Genomic DNA, 20,181 nt, shown 5'->3' with positions numbered 1-20,181 from the left:
ATGCCAATTGGCATCCCTTTTTTTATTGATACATTTCAGAAATCCAAGGGGTTTTAATTCCTTTTAAATGAAAGTCAAACCACTCTTTTATTCTCACAAAAAGATCTTCTCTGTTGCGCCGCTCTGAAAAACTGTGTCCCTCTTTCTCGTAAAACAGAGCAATGACTTTCTTATCATTTCTTCTTAAGCCAAGATAAAATTCCATACTTTGATCCCATGCAATATTTCGATCTTCTTTTCCAGCCCAAAGCAAAATAGGCTGGCTTACTTGTTCTGCATGATATATGGGACTGTTTTCTAGATATAAATTTTTATCCGCTGCAAACGGTTTATATATTCGGTATTGCTGTTCTTCAAACTGCCAATAAAAAGGACTTAAAAAATTGTAGTTGAATGAATGGAAAGAGCGTACTAAATCGCTATTACCTGCACCACTCACATAGGCAGCAAAACGTTTGCTCTGTGTGGCAATAAAATTGGTTTCGTACCCACCATGAGAATGCCCTATTAATCCCACTTTTGAAAAATCAATCTCTCCAATATTTGCTAAGGCGTCCAACGAAGACTCTACCGCATCTACGGCAGATTTACCGGGACCTCTGCCGTCATAGGTTATATCTGGTAAATAGATAAAATAACCACGATCCAAAAAGTTTCTCATATTAAATCCTTCGACACTCCCAATAAATCCATCTCTTAAATATTTATTGCTTTGATTTCTCATTAATTCATAGATCCCTACTACCATAGGATATTTTTTGCCCTTTTTATAATGCGCAGGATAATACAGCAATCCAGTTAATGGAATGCCCATCGAATTGCGATAATAGGTCCGAGTTTTTTTATAGTTAAAAACTGCATCGTCTTCTTTATTTGAATGAAAAATAGCTGCTTCTCTGCTGTTTGTGTTTCTGATTAAAACGGGTGGTTTGTTGTAATTGCTTTTAAGGTATAAGATGCTATTGGCGTCCTTCATTAAAGGAATTGATACCAAATCATCAGAAGAGTGGTATAGTGCTTGAAATGATTGATTACGGTAGGTTCCCAAAGTCTGGTCAGAAGTTTCGGGATTTAATATTTTAATAAGGGTTGTTTTGCTATCATCATAGGAGTTTTTTGTAAACCGGCTGTCAATGCCCAGTGGTTCACTGGATCCACTTATTATTTCTGCATTAAATCCTTGGGGTATTCTGGTCGCTTTTAATTCTGAAGCAGAAATATTGTATTCTGCTATTTTTTGATGTCCTCCAAAAATAATCTTTTCGCCACTTAAGCTAAAATAAGGGATGAGGTCAGCTTCAAGGGTCAGAGCTTTATTTTCCATGGTAGAAATCGTGTATAATATCCAATTTTGATTGAGGTAAGAGAGAAGGTATTTCCCTTTATCATCCATATAGCAGTTTACACCTACTTTTCCTAAAAACTCGTATCTATTAGTATTTACGTCATATCGATAAAGCTCAGATTCAATTTTATCATGGGTGTAATCCTGATTTGCAGTGGGGTCTAATGCAAGCACGTAACCACCGTGTCCGATAGGAATATGTTTCGGAAAACGATCATTATTCAATAGTACATATTCCGATTTTTCCGGATTCCAAATTACATTCTCCAGTCCGACGTTGTTCTGGAATTTCTTCGCCAAATTACGGTCATTGACATACCATATGTCAACAGTAGATTTTTCATTTTTTGGGAGGGTGGTTGTGTAGGTCATAAGAAATTTGCTTGTACCAATTTTTGACACTTGAACCACATTTTTTAAAAGGTGAGAAGAAGGTGGCTGAAAAATTATTTCTTTGCGGGTGGTGATGTTAATATACTTAACCCTATTTTTTGTGGTTGCTGAATCTCGTTCTGCGATGAAAAAAATGGGATTCTCATTACCAACAATATTCATTCTCTTATGTGTGGAAGAGTTGAGTGTAGTTTTTAGATTGGCAGTCCATTTTATCAGCTCGTACAGATTTTTGTTTCGACCTGTGAAAAACAAAATATCCTTATTCTTTTTGATAGCATTCACTCCATGAATTTCATCAATTAACTCCGCATCTTCATTATAAATCCGTAGGATGTCTTTTTGCAATATTGCAATTTTCTCCTCTTTTTCCAGATAAAAGGCATCGGTGATATTTTCCCATATTATGGGTTTTACGGAGGGTAATTTCAGTAGTTGAGCCGTCTTGGCTCCGCGCATAAAAAGATGACCTTTTTTGGAGTAATGCAGGAAATTAGGATATATTCCTGCCGACTGAAATATGATTTTTTCAGGATGTTTTACATTTATTAAAGACAGCGTATCACTGGAATATTCGTAGCTTTTCTGAAAAGAAACATATTTTTTATCCGGAGACCACGTAAGCCAGGAGAGGTTATACGTGTGACCTGCAAACTCATTTGCTTTAAAATCTTTCATTTGAGCAAAACTGAAATTTGCAACCATCAGATAAATAACCATCAGAAAAATTGTTTTCTTTTTAATAACCATCATTTTGCGGATTTAAATGGGGATTTAATAACAGTTCAGAATTGGGTAGCGGCCAGTTTTGATGATACGTTTTCCAGTTTGGTTTGGTGCTCAACAATCCATTCAGTTTTCCTGCTCTTTTTAGAGATAGGAAACGAATCCCCTTTTCTGTAAAAAATTCTTTCCTGTTTTCATTGATTATTTCGGACAATATTTGCTCTTTGGTCGCCGAAACAGGAGTTGCAGTAATGCCTGCTTTTGCTTTTACTGCATTGAGATAAGTTAAGGCTTCTGTTTTTTTATCCTGTTGTGCCAAGGATTCTGCTAAAAGTAAATAGGTTTCTTCCAAACGAAATACAATCGAATATTCATCCGTATTCGCTGAGATATTGCGATACTTATCTGTGCGATAGTAATTTTTCTGGTTAATGGTCAGCGTTTTTATCCATTGCTGCTTTCGGAGGTCGTTGGTGTCAAAAGAAGCAAACAAGTTATCAGAAAGGGTGTATGTATTTGGTAAAGCCGTTGTGAAATAGTACAGGAGTGCTTCACTGGTTGCATTATTTGCCTGCAAAGGCTTTAATTGCCACAAAATATGTTTCCCATTCATTTTAAAAGTTTTAGACAAATCGGGTTGCCAGGTATAAAGGGCATTTTGAATAATTCCTTTCAACAAGATTTCAGCATCCTGCCAGTGATTTTGGGTCATCAAAACGGAAGCAAGGAGTAAGTCTGCGGTTTTTTTGTTGGGATATATTCTGTCAGGATTTCTATAAATGTCGTTTAAAAGCGATGAAGATTCGGACAGGTCATTCTGAATTTTAACTAAAAGTTCTGTTTCATTGGTTTTTGCGAGCGATTGATTTACGGTGTAATCGGTGGTTGTTACATAAGGAATGGCTCCAAAAATCTGGCTGATATAATAATAAATAAGTGCGCGAACAAAGAGCGCTTCTCCTTTTATCCGTTTTTTATCCAGATCTGCAATCGCTGTGCTTTTATTAACCCCTTCAATGATGGCATTTGCCATATAGATTTCTTTGTACGCATTTGCCCAGACCGATTTTATTTTGGTGTTCGTTGAAACCATGCTATTGCTGAAGATATCAAAATCAGCATTGGAGGCTGTGCTGTAGTTCACTAATTCATCGGTATACGAGCCGAGAAGTGCTCCTGCGCCCGACGATGAGCCACTCAATAGTGAATAAGCCTGTAGTTCTGCATAAAGGCTGCTTAATGCAGCATCTGCGGTACTCGTCGATTCAAACACCTGATTTGCATTGATCTGGTTGATTGGCGGGTTCACTTCCAGTGCTTCTTCACAAGAGTGTATCATGCAAAGAAAAAGGGCAAGTACCACTGTATTTCTGGTGATTATTTTTTTGGTAATCATGTTGATTTTGTTTTAAAAAGTTAATTGAAATCCTAAGGACAACGTTTTAAGGGGAGGGAGATATCCAGAGGTCACCATTTCAGGATCCAGACCGAAATAATTGGTCCAGGTCAAAAGATTTTGACCTTGCATATACAAAGTCGCTTCGCGAACAAATGTGCTTTGAAGTGGAATACCGTAATTCAGCTGAAGGTTTTTTAATCTGATGTAAGAAGCATCCCCAACCGCCCCTGTACTGTTTTTAAAATTTGTTGTGAGCGCATTCGTTGCTGCATCAGTCCCTGGAGTATAGGGCATTATAATTCCAGAAGGATTGGCTGCAGACCAGACATTTAGAAATTCGACCGGTTGGTTTACAATCACTCCGGGAGTGCTCATGGTTCTGATATAATTATAGGCCTCCTGTTTTACGAACTGAAACAGAAATGAGAGCTTTACCTTTTTATAGGAGATTTCATTTTGGAATCCACCAAAATATTTTGGTCCTAAATTTTTAATTGCCCGGGCGTCATCTGGAGCCGTAATTTTACCATCCCCATTATAATCTGTAAAAACATATTTGCCAGTTGCAGGGTCGATGCCCTGGTAGTCAAACAATTTTACCGCATAGATCGATTCACCGACTGTATAAGAATTGGCATACGTAGAACCTTCCAATCCGGGGAAAGAAAGCAGTTTATTTTTGGGAACACTGATGTTAAAAGAAGCATTCCATTGGAAGTTTTCTGATTTCAAAGGAATGATGGAGGTCTCTGCTTCAAATCCACTGTTTTCTACCGTTGCATTGAGATTAGAAAGGATAGTGCTAAAGCCAGTGGTAGCAGGTAAAGGAATCCCGACCAATTGATTAGAAGATCTGTTTCTGTACCAAGCGGCTGTTAAAGAGATGCGATTTTTTAAGAAAGCAATTTCCAGTGCGGTTTCCAGTTTGTTCGTTTTTTCCCAAGAAAAATCAGGATTGTATAAACGGGAAGGATAGAGCCCCGGAATATTATTATAAGAAGAGGAGGATAAGGTGTAGGTATCAGTAAACTGGTAATCTCCGATTGCATCACTACCTGACTGACCAAAGCTTGCCCTTAGTTTTGCAAAAGATAACCAGGAACTGTTTTTCAAAAACTGCTCTTCAGAAAGTATCCAGGCAGCACCCACCGCACCAAAATTTGCGAAACGATTATTAGCACCAAAGCGGCTTGAGCCATCTCTTCTTGCAGTTAAATTAAGTATATAACGATTTGCAAACTGGTAATTTAATCGCGAAAAAACTGCGGCATATCGGTATTGTATGGTTCTGAAATCGGAGAACGAAATGGTATTTGCTGCAGCAATATTATAGATTAATGCATTGCTTGAAAAGCCGGTACCCCGAATGGCAGAAATCTTGGACTGGCTTTCCTGGAAAGTAGATCCAAGCAGTATATTCCATTGATGGCGGCTGTATTTTTTGGTCCACGAGATTTGAGGTTCTGCGATATAGGAAAAAACAGATCCCGTACCGCGGGAAGCAGAGGAGCTAGAGGCATTTGCCCCAGAAGGAGAGGCTGGATTAAAAACGGTGTTGGGAGTAAGAGAAAATTCTTCTATATCCTGAAAAGTTATCCCTGTATTCATTTTAAAGGCAAAATCAATCCAAGGCTGGTAGGTTACATTGAGATTTTGATTCAGGTATTTGGTTTTGTTTGAATAACTTGCATTCAGTTGAGAAAGTGGATTGTTAAAGGTGTTTTTCTGCCAGTTTAAATTTCCCAAGACATCATAAAGGGATGGTGCATCTGGAGACAGACTTAATGCTTTGTTGGTATAATCGGTATCCATATTGTTATTGCTTGTTTCCGAAAAAGCATTCGCTAATCCCAGTGAAAACTTACGGTCTGCAGATTGATGGTTAAAATGGGTAGAAACGGTATTGGTCTTAAAATGATGATCACCGGGAAATACTGAAGTTTGATCACTATGGGAAGCGCTTACTAAAAAGCTGTTTTTTTCGGAACCACCAGATAGGGAAAGTTGCACGGTAGTATTCCCGGCGGTTCTGCCAATGAGCTCTTTCTGCCAATCTGTATATCGAGTTTGATCCCATGCACCATTGATGTCGTATGCATTGGCGGGGAAGGTTGTTATGCCTACATTGGCAAAAGCCTTTTTGCGCATGGCAATATATTCAGCAGTATTCATCATTTTGAGTGTAGAGGCGACTTTGCTGAAGCTTGTACCCGTGTTCAGGTTCAATCGAACAGGTGATGATTTTCCCTTTTTCGTGGTAATTAAAATTACCCCATTACCCCCTCTGGAACCATAAATGGCTGTTGCATCTGCATCCTTTAGAACTTCTATACTTTCAATGTCATTGGGATTGATGCTGTTGAGCGGGCTGATATTTTTTAAAGGCAGCACTCCTACAGAATAGGTAGAAGAAAGTTCACCGGAAAACGGTACGCCATCAACAACGTAAAGTGGCTGATTTCCATCGGTAGCACTGTTCAGTGGATTGCGTAAACTATTTCTGCCCCGAATCTGTACGTCATAGCCACCACCTGCGTTGCCGCTGTTCTGGGTAATGTTTACCCCAGCCATTCTCCCCTGTACTGCTGAAAGGACATTGTTTACCGGTTGATTCTGAATGTCTTTTGCGGTGATTTTCGCAATGCTGCCCGTACTTTCCTTGGCTTTCACATTGTAATATCCCGCATTGAGTACTACCTCTTCAATAGACTTTACTTTTTCTGAAAGAGATATAGTAAAAGTAGATTTCCCATCGGTACTGATTCTTCTTTCACCATATTCCGGATGTCGGAAAATAAGTACAGGATTTTCACCGGTAATCTGGAGGCTGAACGTTCCGGAGGAGGATGTGGTAGTCACTTGATTGGTTCCTTCCTGCGTGACGGTCACGCCGCTAATGGGTTTTTCACCGTTGTTGACCGTGCCCGTAGCAGTACGGGTTTGTGCCTGCACCTGCGAATGAATCGCAGAAAACACCAGACAACCGGAAACAAGTCCTATGGTTGATAGGATTTTTTTCATAGTTTTGTTTTTTAATTGTTAGTTCATTTTTGTACTGATAATTGTTATTGCTCTTTCCTGTGGGGTCTGCAAACTTTAGGGAAAGGGCGTTTTTTTTCTGTTAGATGATAGAGAAAAGAGAAAAAAGAAAAAAGATGATAGACCATACGCTGCACCGTTTAAAAAGCGAATGGCGCATTCAAAAGGTTTAATTCATTCTTTTTCTTACTTCTGATTTCCGGTTCCTGACTCTTATTTTTTATCAAGAGAAAAGAGAAAAGATGATAGACCAGGTGCTGCATCGTTTAAAAAGCGGATGGCGCATTCAAAAGGTTTAATTCATCCTTTTTCTTCATTCTAATTTCTGGTTCCTGACTCTTGAAATACTCAAATGTTTTTCATGAACTCCTCATGAACTATCCATGAAGTATCCATGAAGTATCTATGAAGCATCTACGGAGCATCCCTATTTCAATCAAGAACTACTTTTTACTTGGCTCTTTTTACTTGGCTCTCTATACCTTCACTTGGCTCTTTTTACTTTTTACTTGGCTCTTCAGATTGCTTTAGGGGAAAGCAAAACACAAATGATGAAGAAAAGAAATACTTCCCCGCTAAAGACAAATCCTTTTGTTGTTGGATTATGGATGCTGGATGATTGTGCAGATATTAATCCACGGTTTTTGTTACAAATCTCCATTCTCACCGAAGCACTGAATTATCGCATCAGCACATTGCCAAATCAACACATCAACACATCATCCTTCGGAATGGCTTAGGGGAAAGCGTGTAGAAACACTTTTACAGTGGGGTCACTTTCCCGCTAAAGACCAATCCTTTAAAAGAGCTTTGATATGAATGTGAGTGTTGCTCTAAGTATCGTTGAAATAATAAAAATAAATCTTCATGATGAATTCTATTAAAGTTTTTGATATAACGTAGTCTTTAAAACAAGACCATTTCCCGAGTAAGCGTACTGCCGCAATGGGTGTCCCCATTGTAAGTATCATTCCTAACAGGGAAGACTCTCCCCTAGCATCGCGAGCAATCTGTCATCATGAGCCTGTCGAAGGATCTCGAGCAAAACATCCAGCACCCAGCATCCCACATCCAGCCAGAAACAACCAACACTACCCTGCCAAAACCATCAATTTCTAATTGCATCAACTTCTCCTGCATTGGCACTTGTTTAATTGGAAGAAAGAACCTATTTTTAACGTGCGTGTTTTTAAATAGTTCTGAATCCCACAATCCTCCTTTTCCGGTGGCTTTGGTGTGCTTAAGGGCAAATTATTTTACAGATTTTATGAGGCATTGGCCTGCACAGGATCTTACCCTCTGGCAGCGGTGGGTATAGCGTTGGCGTTCTTTTATAAAATCTTGATGAAGCGGTGAGAGACTTTTAGCTCTCTTGGGTTTTTAAGGTGGTAAAAATGTCGTTCTCATAATACATTGTTATTTGTTGTTATGAAACGATGTTCTTGGATGCGAAGAATATCCTTGAAAAAAGCAAGGAGCGGTTTCACACTTTAGAGTCATGGGCGACCAAACCCTCCTTCCCGAAAGAAGTTACCATCTAAAGTTTACGTGAAAACCGCTCCCATGCAGGTACAAAAGTAAGAAACTTTTTTAAGCACGGAGCGATTTCACGGTGTTCTCGATGGAAATTGGTCGTTTTGACTCGAGAAACATCGTCTATTATGGGCTTATTTAGCCTTAATATTCAAATCGTTAAAGCAAATATAACAAAATAATTCCAATAAACAAATTTTTAACAAAATGGAATTGAAATATTCATTAATATATGTCTGATAGTATCAACAAAAAAGTTCTTGAAAATTTCTCAAGATACATAGTCTCTAAAAAGAAAGAACTGGGCTTGTCAAATGAAAGACTAGCCAAAGAATGTAATATTTCAAACGGAGAAATTAGTAAATTAATAACTATGGAAAGAAAAAGTATTTCTCCCAAAACATTCTATTTAATATATACAGGGGTTAAGGATAACTTCTCCAATATCTTCACCTTTGTTTATGAAGGTTATGAATTTTCATTGAACAAATATGTGCCAAAAAAGCGAAGTGAATTGGGACATATTATTATGAAATATGAGACGCAGAAGAATAATATTGAAAAAGTTTCAGCTAAAACTGGGATACCACTTACTAGACTAAAAAATCTGTATTATACTGATATTTCATTTACTACAGAAGAAATAATCTTAATTGAAATGTCATTAAAACTTAAAGGAGGTGAGATCTTTGAAGAGCTTTACGGGAAACCGTAAGGTTGTTATACAAAGCGGTAATATATTTGGAGAAAGAAAGACTTTGCATTTTTATATAATATCACATAACTGTCAGTTTTGCAAAATGCTTCGCACTTCGCAAAGCCGACGGACGTTATGCCCTACCCTAAAAAATGACACGACCGACAATAAACGAACTGAAAAAAGAAATGCCAACGCTTCAGCAAAATAAAAAAAATGCACCCCAACCAAACCCAAGCCCACCAACCAAGTAGACAAGTGACAGTTTGAAGGAAGTTAATAATAACATGATTATAAAAAGTAACTTTACAGCCTCAGAATAAAATTTAAGACAACAATGGCTAAAACAGCAAAGACAGAACAAGAAGAACCACTAGAGAAAAAACTCTGGAAAGCAGCCGACAAGCTCCGTAAAAATATGGACGCTGCCGAATACAAACATGTTGCTTTGGGTTTAATCTTCCTGAAATATATATCAGATGCTTTTGAAGAACAATATCAAAAATTGATTGCACTTAAAAGTGAAGGTGCAGACCCCGAAGACAAAAACGAATACTTGGCAGACAAAATATTTTTTGTTCCAGTTATGGCTCGCTGGTCATACATACAAGGCAGAGCAACACAGCCGACCATTGGTAAAGACATTGACGATGCAATGGATGCTATTGAAAAAGACAACCCTTCTTTGCGTGGTGTTTTACCAAAAGTATTTGCACAAGAAAAACTGGACAAAGCCAGTTTGGGCGGACTTGTAAATCTTGTTGGTTCGGCAACTTTAGGAACTAAAGAAGCACAAAGTAAAGATTTATTAGGACAAGTATTTGAATTTTTCTTGGGTGAATTTGCATTAGCAGAAGGCAAAAAAGGAGGACAATTTTACACACCACAAAGCGTTGTAAAATTGTTGGTGGAAATGCTTGAACCTTATGAAGGTCGAGTATTTGACCCTTGTTGTGGAAGTGGTGGTATGTTTGTGCAAAGCGAAAAATTTATTAAATCGCATCAAGACAACTACAAGAAAAAAGGGAAAGTAGGTTTAAGTTTAAATCCTACCGACCGTATTTCTATTTACGGACAAGAGAGTAACCAAACTACTTGGCGGCTGGCAAAAATGAATTTATCCATTCGGGGCATTGACAGTAGTAATGTAAAATGGAACAACGAAGGTTCATTTTTAAATGATGCACACAAAGATTTGAAAGCCGATTATATTATTGCCAATCCACCGTTTAATGACAGTGATTGGAGTGGTGAATTGTTACGTGATGATGCAAGATGGAAAGTATTAGGCGAAAATCTTACACCTCCAACAGGAAACGCAAACTATGCTTGGATACAACATTTCTTATATCACTTAGCACCAACAGGACAAGCAGGTTTTGTTTTGAGTAAAGGTGCTTTGACAAGCAATACAACAGGCGAAGGAGACATTAGAAAGGCATTAGTAGAAAAAGGATTGGTGGATTGTATCGTAAACCTACCTACCAAGCTATTTTTAAATACTCAGATACCAGCCTGTTTATGGTTTCTATCACGAAACAAAACCAATGGTGATTTTAGAAAACGTGAAAATGAAATACTATTTATTGATGCAAGAAATTTAGGTTTTTTAGTTAACAAACGAAACAGAGATTTAACTGAAGAAGATATTGAATTAGTTGCAGGAACTTATCATAATTGGCGAAACCCTGATGGAACGTATCAAGATGTGGCGGGATTTTGCAAAGTAGCAACGATTGAAGAAGTAAGAAAATTAAATTACACGCTTACCCCAGGAAGATATGTAGGGTTAGCAGAAGAGGAAGACGACTTCAATTTTGCAGAACGATTTACTTCGTTGAAAGCAGAGTTAGAAAAGCAAATTGCGGAAGAGGAAGCATTGAACAAAGCAATAACGGCTAACCTTGCCAAGATAAAATATTAGACGATGGCAAAAGAACTTACTCATCAAAATCTTAGCTTATTTGAACAAATCAAGCAAATAGACGAAAATAGCAACGAATTTTGGAGTGCAAGAGACTTATCCAAAGTGTTGGAATATTCTGAATATAGGCACTTTACACCTGTAATAGAACGAGCTAAAGAAGCTTGTACAAACAGTGGGCAAAGTCTCGATGACCATTTCGAGGACATCCTCGAAATGGTTGTCATTGGTTCGGGCGCACAAAGAAAAACAGAAAGTGTTAAATTGTCTCGATACGCCTGTTACCTTGTAGTGCAAAATGCCGACCCAAGTAAAGAGGTGGTAGCATTGGGGCAGACCTATTTTGCTGTACAAACCCGCTTGCAGGAAATCCGTCAAATGGATGATTACAATCGCCTAAGCACCGAAAATGAAAAGCGTTTGTTTCTCCGTAACGAAATGGCAAAACACAATACCCAACTGGCTGCCGCTGCCAAAGATGCTGGGGTGATAGCGCCATTGGATTATGCCATATTTCAAAACCACGGCTATATGGGTTTATATGGCGGACTGGATGCTAAAGCCATACACAAAAAGAAAGGATTAAAGAAGAGCCAACAAATACTTGACCATATGGGAAGTACAGAATTGGCTGCTAACCTTTTCCGAGCTACACAAACTGAAGAAAAGCTAAAACGGGAACAGATAAAAGGCAAACAAAAAGCCAACCAAGCCCATTACGATGTAGGCAAAAAAGTACGCAAAACCATTGAAGAAATTGGCGGTGAAATGCCCGAAAACCTACCCGTAGAAGACAGTATTAAAAAGATAGAAAAGACACAACAACCCAAAGAGTTAAAAGCCAAGAAAAAAGATAAAGGATGAGCAAGTGGAAAGAATATAATTTAAACGAAGTTTATGACTTTACCTCAGGGCTTTCAAAAGGAGCTTCCGAATTTGGTTTTGGACACGGTTTTCTTGGCTTTACAGACATATTCAAAAACTTCTTTGTGCCTAATGAATTAACCAGTTTGGTTAATTCAACCGAGAAAGAGCAGCAATCTTGCTCCATAAAAAGAGGTGATGTTTTTTTAACAAGAACAAGCGAAACAGACGAGGATTTAGGAATGAGTTGCGTTGCTCTAAAAGATTATCCCAATGCAACTTTCAATGGATTTACAAAACGATTACGCCCTAAAGGAAACGTAGAAATACTGCCCGAATACGCAGGTTTTTATTTCCGTTCTCCAAAATTTAGAGCAACTGTTTCGGGTATGTCATCTATTACAACAAGAGCAAGTTTGAATAACGGAATGTTGGCTCAACTAACAATATCAGTTCCTGAAATTGAAGAACAAAGTGCGATAGCTGATGCTTTATTTTCTTTACTGAAAAAGGTTGAATTATTAAAACGACAAAACGAAACTCTCGAAAATTTAGGAATTACCCTTTTCAGAAAATGGTTTGTTGTAGATGCTAAAGAAGATTGGGAAACAGGAAAATTAGGCGATAATGTAAATATTGTTTATGGCAAAAATTTGCCTACAAAAAATTTACTTAGTCAAGGCTATCCTGTTTTTGGCGGTAATGGTCAAATAGGCTTTTTTAATGAATACCTATATGAAGAACCACAAGTATTAGTGTCTTGTCGTGGAGAAGCATCAGGCACCGTAAACATTACACACAGTAAATCATTTGTAACGAATAATTCTTTGGTTTTAAAGTTGTCGAAAAATAAGAATATTTCTTTTGAGTATTTGAAATATTTTTCGCTTCATACTGATTACAAAGTTTACGCAACTGGTTCTGCACAACCGCAAATAACAATTGAAGTTCTTAATGATGCTGAAATTTTATTACCAAATACTGAATTGATTAATGGGTTTACTCGAATTGTAAAAGACTGGGAACTAAAGAGAACTAATAACACTAAACAAATAATTGATTTGGAAAAAATGTCAAACACATTGCTCCCAAAACTTATGAATAAAGAAGCAACAATTGAAATTTAAAATAATATATGAGCAGGATAATAGCACTTAAAGGAAGAGGAAATTCAGGTAAAACAACCACAATAAATTTATTACCAAACATACTATTGGCAAACGGCTACAGCCGTGTTGCGGGAATGTATCAAAATCACGGAAGTGATTTTTTAGATGTTTTTGAAAATGGCAAACAAAGAGTGGGCGTAACCAGTTCTGGTGATACTTATGATTTAGTCCACGATAGATTGACAGACTTGATAAATGCAAAATGTGACGTTTGCGTTTGCGCTTGCAGAACTTCAGGTGGAACACATACAGCAATCTATAATTTTACTGGCTACACTTCGCACTTTGAACAAAAAACCTATGCTGCGACACCAGCACAAGAACCAATTATTAATGCGGCTGATGCCAATAAATTATTTTCATTGATTTAATGCAAAGACTAAAATCCATTTTAACCAAACACAGTAACTGGGAGCCATACAATGAATATATTGTAAGGATAGAAGGCTATGCAACTACTGATTTTACTTTGTGCATTGAAAATTCAAAAGCATTATTAGAAGGAGTTTCAAAAGAGGTTTGTGCTAAAAAAGGAATTGCATTAGAAAAAGCATCTTCAATGAGTGGTTGTTTAAAAACTGCTTTCAAAGCATTGGGCTATCCTTCTAGTTCAACTATTTTACAAATTGGAACTGCCATTGCCAACGTAGGGCAACAAATGGGTAATTTTAGAAATGAAATTGGCACAACAGCACACGGTAAAACTGTAGAGGAATTACAGAAAAGGCAAAATTCGATTCACGATTTAACTGGCAATTTTTTAATTGAAGCAACTTCAATTGTTTGTTGCTTTTTGATAGAAGCATTTGAAACGGACAAACCAATAAAACCAATTGAAGATGAAATAGATTATGAGGAGAACGAAACCTTCAATGATTTTTGGGATGAACAATATGGAGAATTTACAATGAGTGATTACTCATTTTTTGCAAGCGAAATTTTGTTTAGTAACGACCCAAAAGCTTATGAAAATGAGTTGAACGCCTTTATAATGATACCAAAAGACGAAAGTAACAATGTAGAATAAAAACTAAATCATAAGATATGCAATCTGAAAGTTTTACGAATCATACTGTTTTTGAGAAATTAGAGCAACTTAAACAATCTCTTTTATCAGAAAATGCCAAAGAGAAAATTGGCATTGAGAATTTTTCGTTTTTTGAAACGGCATATCTTTTTATAAACGATAGGCTTAAATTAACGATACCCATATTAGTTCAGGAGACTGAATTAGCCTCTTTGGCTTCTGAAATTGAAGCAGGAACAGTTCAAGTTAACACTTACTTGGGGAATAATAATGCAGGTCATATTGCAAACGCAATCAACAATTTCAATTCTGCATTAAACAGAATAAGAAGTTTTCCTATGCCTTTATCCAAGGGGGATTTTGATTTTTCTAAGGTGATTGCAAATTTTCAAAAAACAGTAGAAGAAGCTTATAAAACAATTGAAGCAGACAACAAAAAACTGCAAGAGGATTTAAAAACAATTCAAGAGGATTTAGAAGAGAAGAATACTCAAATTTCAACTCTGCAACAACAATTGGCAAATAAAGAAGTAGAAATTCAAAATGTATTGAACAACTACAATACGGAATTTGAAACAATAAAAACCAATAACAGCAGCACGTTTGAAGCGGAAAAGAAAAAATTTAATGACAATATAGAAGCAGATAGAAAGACTTTTATAGAACTCATTGACACGGACAAGGAAGCCTACAAAAAAGAATACGAAAAGCAAAAATCAGATTTAGAATCTCAAACGGCAGAAACAATCAAGGGCTTACAATCCAAACTTGAAGAGGCTAAAAAGATAGTTAATATAGTTGGAAATGTAGGCGTTACAGGTAATTATCAAAAAATAGCCGAACAACACAAAAATTCTGCTAATTTCTTTAGATGGGTAGCTTTGGGGTTTATGGTTATAATGTCAGGATTGCTTATTTATTCTATCATTGAATTAAGTAGTGCTGATTTCAATCTTTACAAATCGTTAGTTAGAATATTAGCCGCATCGGTACTTACCTACCCTGCTATTTATGCTTCAAGAGAATCTACTAAGCATAGAAATCTGGAAACCCAAAACAGGAATTTAGAATTAGAATTGGCTTCAATTGGTCCTTTCATTGAATTATTGCCCGAAGCTAAAAAGGAAACAATTAAAGAAGAGTTGGTGAAAAAATATTTTGGTCAACAAACAAATATTCATTCTGATACAAAAGACAGCAATGATGATGTTTCAATAAATGGATTGGAAAAAATATTAAAAGCTATTTTACCTTTTATAAAGAAATAAATGAATAAAATGTTTCAAAAGATAAAATTATATATCGTTTCACTTTGGTTTTTATTTTTACTACTCTTTGTGGTAAAAGTAAACATCCCTATTTGTTTTGATGGAAAGTGTGAGTTTATTGGTTTTAAAGCCCTCATCTTAACAAATGGAATACCATTGTTTGCATTAGTATTTATGATTTTAGGAGCGTTTTTTTATTTTGGTTTCAATAGCAGTATAACTAAAGGTGCAACATTGTTATCAAAAAAAATAACTTCAATTAAGAACCTTAATTCTGAAACGTTATCATTTTTAGCGACATATATTATTCCACTTGCTTGTCTCGATATGGATAGATCGAGGAGTTTACCTATGTTGGTTCTATTGTTAATTCTTATAGGTTGGATATATGTGAGAACAAATCTTTTTTATACAAACCCAACATTAGCAATTATGGGATTTAAGGTATATCAACTCGATACAGAATTGACGAAAGATATAATAGTAATTACCAAACAATCTTTAAAAATTGGAGATGCTATATTACCAAGAACAATAAACGACAATATTCACTATGCAAAAAAATCAGTGTTATGACAATAGACCAACTTAGAAGTAGGCTTTCATTTTTAAATGATGCTAACGAACACATAAGTTTATCAATGTACCTCATTCTCAAAGATGGAGATATACGTTTCGCAAATTTGGAAGAAACAGTAAGAAATGAGTTGAAAAACAAATTTCTCGCTTATTTAAATGGTCGAATAAACAATGATACGGAGTTGAACTATTGCAACCTCACTGATTATACCGATAGAAAAAATACCGTTTGTTATTATGATTTACCAGAACCATTACCAGGACTTCAAGCCTTAAATGTGGTAACTACACAAGAAGAGCAACAAGAATTCTCTTTCATAGATGATGATTTTAGTAATATTGAAGGGTTCATTTTTTTAATTGGTAATGAAACAAAAAAAATCGCTTTATATAAAAAACATTACTCTTTAAGCCTAATAAAAAGAGATAGTTCATTTGTAGGATTAAGGAAGTCAGCTACTGGTTTGGTAAAATTAGAAAGTGATATACTTAAAGTAAATGAAACTTTTGAGTTTTTACAAGTAGATAATCAAGTGGTTGTTTTTAGCATTAAAAGCTTAGAAAGCAGTTTTGGGTATACTGGAATATTAATGAGAGCTGCTAAAACTAAATTTGATTTAATTCAGGATGCAGAATTGATTGAAAATGTGGAAGAATTAGAAGAATTAATTCAAGAAAAGAAATATGCTAAAAAAATTATAAAAATCAAAGCTGACACACCTGTTTTAGCATTGCCATTTGACAGGTTAAGAACTTTCATTTTGGGTCATCCCAAGTTGAAAAGACGATTAAAGTTTAATGACACACAAGACAGGATTAAGTTTCATTCAAAAACATCTAAAGAGCTTTTTTTGAAATTATTAAGTGATAGTTATCTGAAATCCGAGTTGACTGATTTGTTATATGAAACAGATGAGAAAGAGCAATTATCAACCGAAGAAATTGATTAAATGAAACCAATCACTGAAGATAAAATAGAGAAATTCTCACTTGAAATACTCCAATCCATAGGTTGGGAGTATGCTCACGGCTTGTTATTGGCTCCAGGTGCAGAGCAAGCAGAAAGAGAAAACTTTGAGCAAATTGTTTTGGTTGACCGTTTACGCAAATCGGTTTCGGTTTTAAATCCAACTATTCCTCAGGATGCACAGGAACAAGCTATTCAAAAAGTATTGCGGATTTATTCACCTGAATTATTGCACAACAACGAAATCTTTCACCAGCTATTAGTAGAAAAAGTAAAAATACCTTATCAGCAAGATGGCTTTGAACGCAGTTATGAAGTGGCTTTAATTGATTTTGAAAATCCGTTGAACAACGAGTTTTTATGTGTTAATCAATACACCATTGTAAAAAAAAATCAAAACAAACGCCCCGATGTATTACTGTTTGTAAATGGTTTGCCATTAGTTGTCATTGAACTAAAAAATGCTGCAGACGAAAACGCCACAATGCGAAAAGCGTTTGACCAATTGCAAACATACAAATCAACCATTCCGAGTTTATTTACCTATAATGCCATCTGTGTCATAACAGACGGAATGGAATGTAAGGCAGGAAGCGTTTCTGCAGGTTACAGCCGTTTTATGACTTGGAAAACAGCAGACGGCAAAAAAGAAGCATCTCGATTTATTCCACAGTTAGAAATATTACTTAAAGGAATGTTGAACCCTTCTACCCTTTTAGATTTGGTTCGCAATTTCATTGTATTTGAAAAGAGTAAAAAAGAAGATGCAAAAACAGGCATTACGCAAATTGAAACCGTTAAGAAATTAGCGGCTTATCATCAGTATTACGCAGTAAACAAAGCGGTGCAATCTTCCATTATTGCATCGGGTGCAAACGGAGATAAAAAAGGTGGTGTAGTTTGGCATACACAAGGTTCGGGCAAAAGTTTGAGTATGGTTTTTTATTCGGGCAAATTGATTACAGCACCCGAAATGCAAAACCCAACCATTTTAGTTATTACCGACCGTAATGATTTGGACGACCAATTATTTGACACATTTGCCAACTCCAAACAATTACTAAGACAAGAACCCATTCAAGCAAAAGACAGAGCGCATTTAAAAGAATTGCTAAAAGTGGCAAGTGGAGGAATTGTTTTTGCTACCATTCAAAAGTTTTTACCCGAAGACCAAAAATCGATTTACGAGCAACTTTCGGAACGTAAAAATATTGTAGTTATAGCAGACGAAGCCCACAGAACACAATACGGTTTTGAAGCATCAATCAAAGAAGTAAAAGACAAAGAAACCAAAGAGAAAATTGGAGAACGCATTGCGTATGGCTTCGCCAAATATATGCGGGATGCCTTGCCCAATGCTACTTACATAGGTTTTACAGGAACTCCAATTGAAGGAACAGATGTAAACACTCCGCAAGTTTTCGGACAGTATGTGGATGTATATGATATTTCTCAAGCGGTTGCCGATGGTGCAACAGTTCGTATTTATTATGAAAGCCGTTTAGCAAAAGTAAATTTAGACGAAGAAGGCAAACGCCTAATTGAAGAATTTGATGCGGAGCTGGAACAAGACGAAGAAATAACTGACCAACAAAAAGCGAAAGCCAAATACACCAAGTTGGAGGCAATTGTTGGTAATGAAGAACGCATTAAAAACTTAGCCAAAGACATTGTAACGCATTCAGAACAACGCCAAAAAGTATTTGATGGTAAAGGAATGATTGTAGCAATGAGCCGAAGAATTGCAGCCGATTTATACAAAGAAATTATTGCATTAAGACCCGAATGGCACGATGATGATTTAAGTAAAGGAGCAATTAAAGTGGTAATGACTTCTACAAGTGCGGACGGTCCGGAAATGCAACGTCACAACACCACAAAACAACAGCGTAAAAATTTAGCAGAACGAATGAAAGACCCAGCCGACCCTTTGCGTTTGGTTATTGTTCGTGATATGTGGCTGACTGGTTTTGATGCGCCTTGTTTGCATACTCTATACATTGACAAACCAATGAGAGGACACAACCTAATGCAAGCCATTGCAAGGGTAAACCGAGTTTTCAAAGATAAGCCTGGTGGTTTAATTGTGGACTATTTGGGAATAGCAACAGATTTGAAAAAAGCATTGTCTTTTTATTCTGATGCAGGTGGAAAAGGCGAACCGACTTTAGATTTAGACAAAGCAATTGCGTTGATGAATGAAAAATTTGAAGTAGTTCAGCAATTTTTTAATGAAGAAGCAAAAACGCAAAATGATATAGTTGCCGAAGAACCCGAAGCCTATTATGCAAATAGTTTCAAGTTTAATTACAAACGTTTTTTCAATGTTGAGGCAAAAGAAAAAATATCAATCATTTTGCAATCGGAAGAACACATTTTAGGATTGCAAGACGGTAAAACACGTTTCATTAGAGAAGTAACTTTGTTAAGTCAAGCATTTGCTTTGTCCATTCCACACGAAAGAGCAATGGAAATCAAAGACGACATTGCATTTTTTCAAGCAGTAAAAGCACGACTTGTAAAATTTGAAGGAATTGGAACAGGCAAATCAGATATTGAAATTGAAACTGCCATTAAACAAATAGTTGATGAAGCGTTAAGTAGCGACAAAGTGATGGATATTTTTGAAGCAGCTGGTATGGCAAAACCAGACATTTCAATTTTATCGGACGAATTTCTTTTAGAAGTAAAAGGAATGAAGCACCAAAATTTGGCGTTAGAACTTTTAAAGAAATTACTGAATGACGAAATAAAAACACGTTCCAAAACCAATTTAGTAAAGAGTAAAAAACTTTTGGAAATGTTGGAGGGTGCAATAAAACGCTACCAAAACAACTTGTTGACAACAGCAGAAATTATTCAAGAACTCATCAACATTGCAAAGGAAATTAAAGAAGCCGACAAAGAAGGTGAACGACTTGGACTGACAAAAGATGAAGTTGCTTTTTACAATGCTTTAGAAGTAAACGACAGTGCAGTTATGGTTTTGGGCGACGACCAACTCAAAGAAATTGCAAGAGAAATTACAGACAAAGTAAGAGCCAACGCAACTATTGACTGGACAATCAGAGAAAGTGCAAGAGCAAGACTTATGGTAATTGTAAAGCGGACATTGACAAAGTGGGGTTATCCGCCAGACAAACAAGCCAAAGCAATTGAGACAGTTTTAAAACAAGCAGAACTAATGGCGGAATTCTTTACAAAAGACTAACCCGCTCTCCGAAATAAAGCTTAATTATGATTTAAAAATA

14 protein-coding genes are annotated in these 20,181 nt (G+C 36.4%); 11 read left to right on the top strand and 3 right to left on the bottom strand.

All coding sequences use genetic code 11. The features are described 5' to 3' along the window. Positions 1-22 precede the first annotated feature (22 nt). From QGN23_RS01095 to QGN23_RS01085, 3 genes are read right to left on the bottom strand one after another with little or no spacing between them, the layout of a single operon-like run. Positions 23-2,491 carry an alpha/beta hydrolase family protein gene (locus QGN23_RS01095; RefSeq protein WP_282904808.1) on the bottom strand — a complete coding sequence of 823 codons (2,469 nt, stop codon included), beginning with the start codon at positions 2,489-2,491 and terminating at the stop codon, positions 23-25. Continuing rightward, positions 2,478-3,860 carry a RagB/SusD family nutrient uptake outer membrane protein gene (locus tag QGN23_RS01090; protein ID WP_282904809.1) on the bottom strand — a complete coding sequence of 461 codons (1,383 nt, stop codon included), beginning with the start codon at positions 3,858-3,860 and terminating at the stop codon, positions 2,478-2,480. The genes QGN23_RS01095 and QGN23_RS01090 overlap by 14 nt, the downstream gene beginning before the upstream one ends. A gap of 12 nt (positions 3,861-3,872) precedes the next feature. Next, positions 3,873-6,884 carry a SusC/RagA family TonB-linked outer membrane protein gene (locus QGN23_RS01085; RefSeq protein ID WP_282905204.1) on the bottom strand — a complete coding sequence of 1,004 codons (3,012 nt, stop codon included), beginning with the start codon at positions 6,882-6,884 and terminating at the stop codon, positions 3,873-3,875. A 566-nt stretch (positions 6,885-7,450) separates the two neighbouring features. On the opposite strand from QGN23_RS01085, the gene QGN23_RS01080 reads away from it, so the two are divergent. The 11 genes from QGN23_RS01080 (at position 7,451) to QGN23_RS01030 (ending at position 20,141) form a co-directional block, all read left to right on the top strand. After that, positions 7,451-7,642: a hypothetical protein gene (locus QGN23_RS01080; protein ID WP_282905203.1), complete on the top strand. Its 192-nt coding sequence runs from the start codon at positions 7,451-7,453 to the stop codon at positions 7,640-7,642. Positions 7,643-8,667: 1,025 nt separating this feature from the next. After that, a complete protein-coding gene (locus QGN23_RS01075) occupies positions 8,668-9,150 on the top strand; it encodes a helix-turn-helix domain-containing protein (RefSeq protein WP_282905202.1) in 483 nt (160 codons plus the stop codon). Between the two features lie 319 nt (positions 9,151-9,469). Next, positions 9,470-11,056, top strand: a complete 1,587-nt coding sequence (locus QGN23_RS01070; protein WP_282905201.1) for a type I restriction-modification system subunit M — start codon at positions 9,470-9,472, stop codon at positions 11,054-11,056. Positions 11,057-11,059: 3 nt separating this feature from the next. Beyond that, the gene (dinD, locus tag QGN23_RS01065) at positions 11,060-11,920 is read left to right on the top strand and encodes a DNA damage-inducible protein D (RefSeq protein ID WP_282905200.1); all 861 of its coding nucleotides are present in this window, start codon (positions 11,060-11,062) and stop codon (positions 11,918-11,920) included. Beyond that, positions 11,917-13,047, top strand: coding sequence for a restriction endonuclease subunit S (locus QGN23_RS01060; RefSeq protein WP_282905199.1), 1,131 nt, complete (start codon positions 11,917-11,919; stop codon positions 13,045-13,047). Before dinD ends, QGN23_RS01060 begins: the two co-directional genes overlap by 4 nt. 8 nt (positions 13,048-13,055) lie before the next feature. Further along, on the top strand, positions 13,056-13,460 hold the full coding sequence (locus QGN23_RS01055) for a P-loop NTPase family protein (protein ID WP_282905198.1): 405 nt from the start codon (positions 13,056-13,058) through the stop codon (positions 13,458-13,460). Next, positions 13,460-14,116, top strand: a complete 657-nt coding sequence (locus tag QGN23_RS01050; protein ID WP_282905197.1) for an abortive infection family protein — start codon at positions 13,460-13,462, stop codon at positions 14,114-14,116. The genes QGN23_RS01055 and QGN23_RS01050 overlap by 1 nt, the downstream gene beginning before the upstream one ends. 17 nt (positions 14,117-14,133) lie before the next feature. Then, entirely contained in the window at positions 14,134-15,384 is a 1,251-nt protein-coding gene (locus QGN23_RS01045) for a coiled-coil domain-containing protein (RefSeq protein WP_282905196.1), read from the top strand. A gap of 9 nt (positions 15,385-15,393) precedes the next feature. Further along, positions 15,394-15,960: an anti-phage protein KwaA gene (kwaA, locus tag QGN23_RS01040; RefSeq protein WP_282905195.1), complete on the top strand. Its 567-nt coding sequence runs from the start codon at positions 15,394-15,396 to the stop codon at positions 15,958-15,960. Next, positions 15,957-16,913 (top strand): anti-phage protein KwaB, encoded by a 957-nt coding sequence (kwaB, locus tag QGN23_RS01035; RefSeq protein WP_282905194.1) that lies wholly within the window; start codon positions 15,957-15,959, stop codon positions 16,911-16,913. Before kwaA ends, kwaB begins: the two co-directional genes overlap by 4 nt. Then, positions 16,914-20,141, top strand: a complete 3,228-nt coding sequence (locus QGN23_RS01030) for a type I restriction endonuclease subunit R (RefSeq protein WP_282905193.1) — start codon at positions 16,914-16,916, stop codon at positions 20,139-20,141. Positions 20,142-20,181 lie beyond the last annotated feature (40 nt).

It is taken from the genome of Chryseobacterium gotjawalense, assembly GCF_030012525.1.
GTDB classification, from domain to species: Bacteria; Bacteroidota; Bacteroidia; order Flavobacteriales; family Weeksellaceae; genus Kaistella; species Kaistella gotjawalense.
The sequence above is the reverse complement of the archived record's forward strand: the minus strand, read 5'-3'. Positions and strand labels throughout refer to the sequence as shown.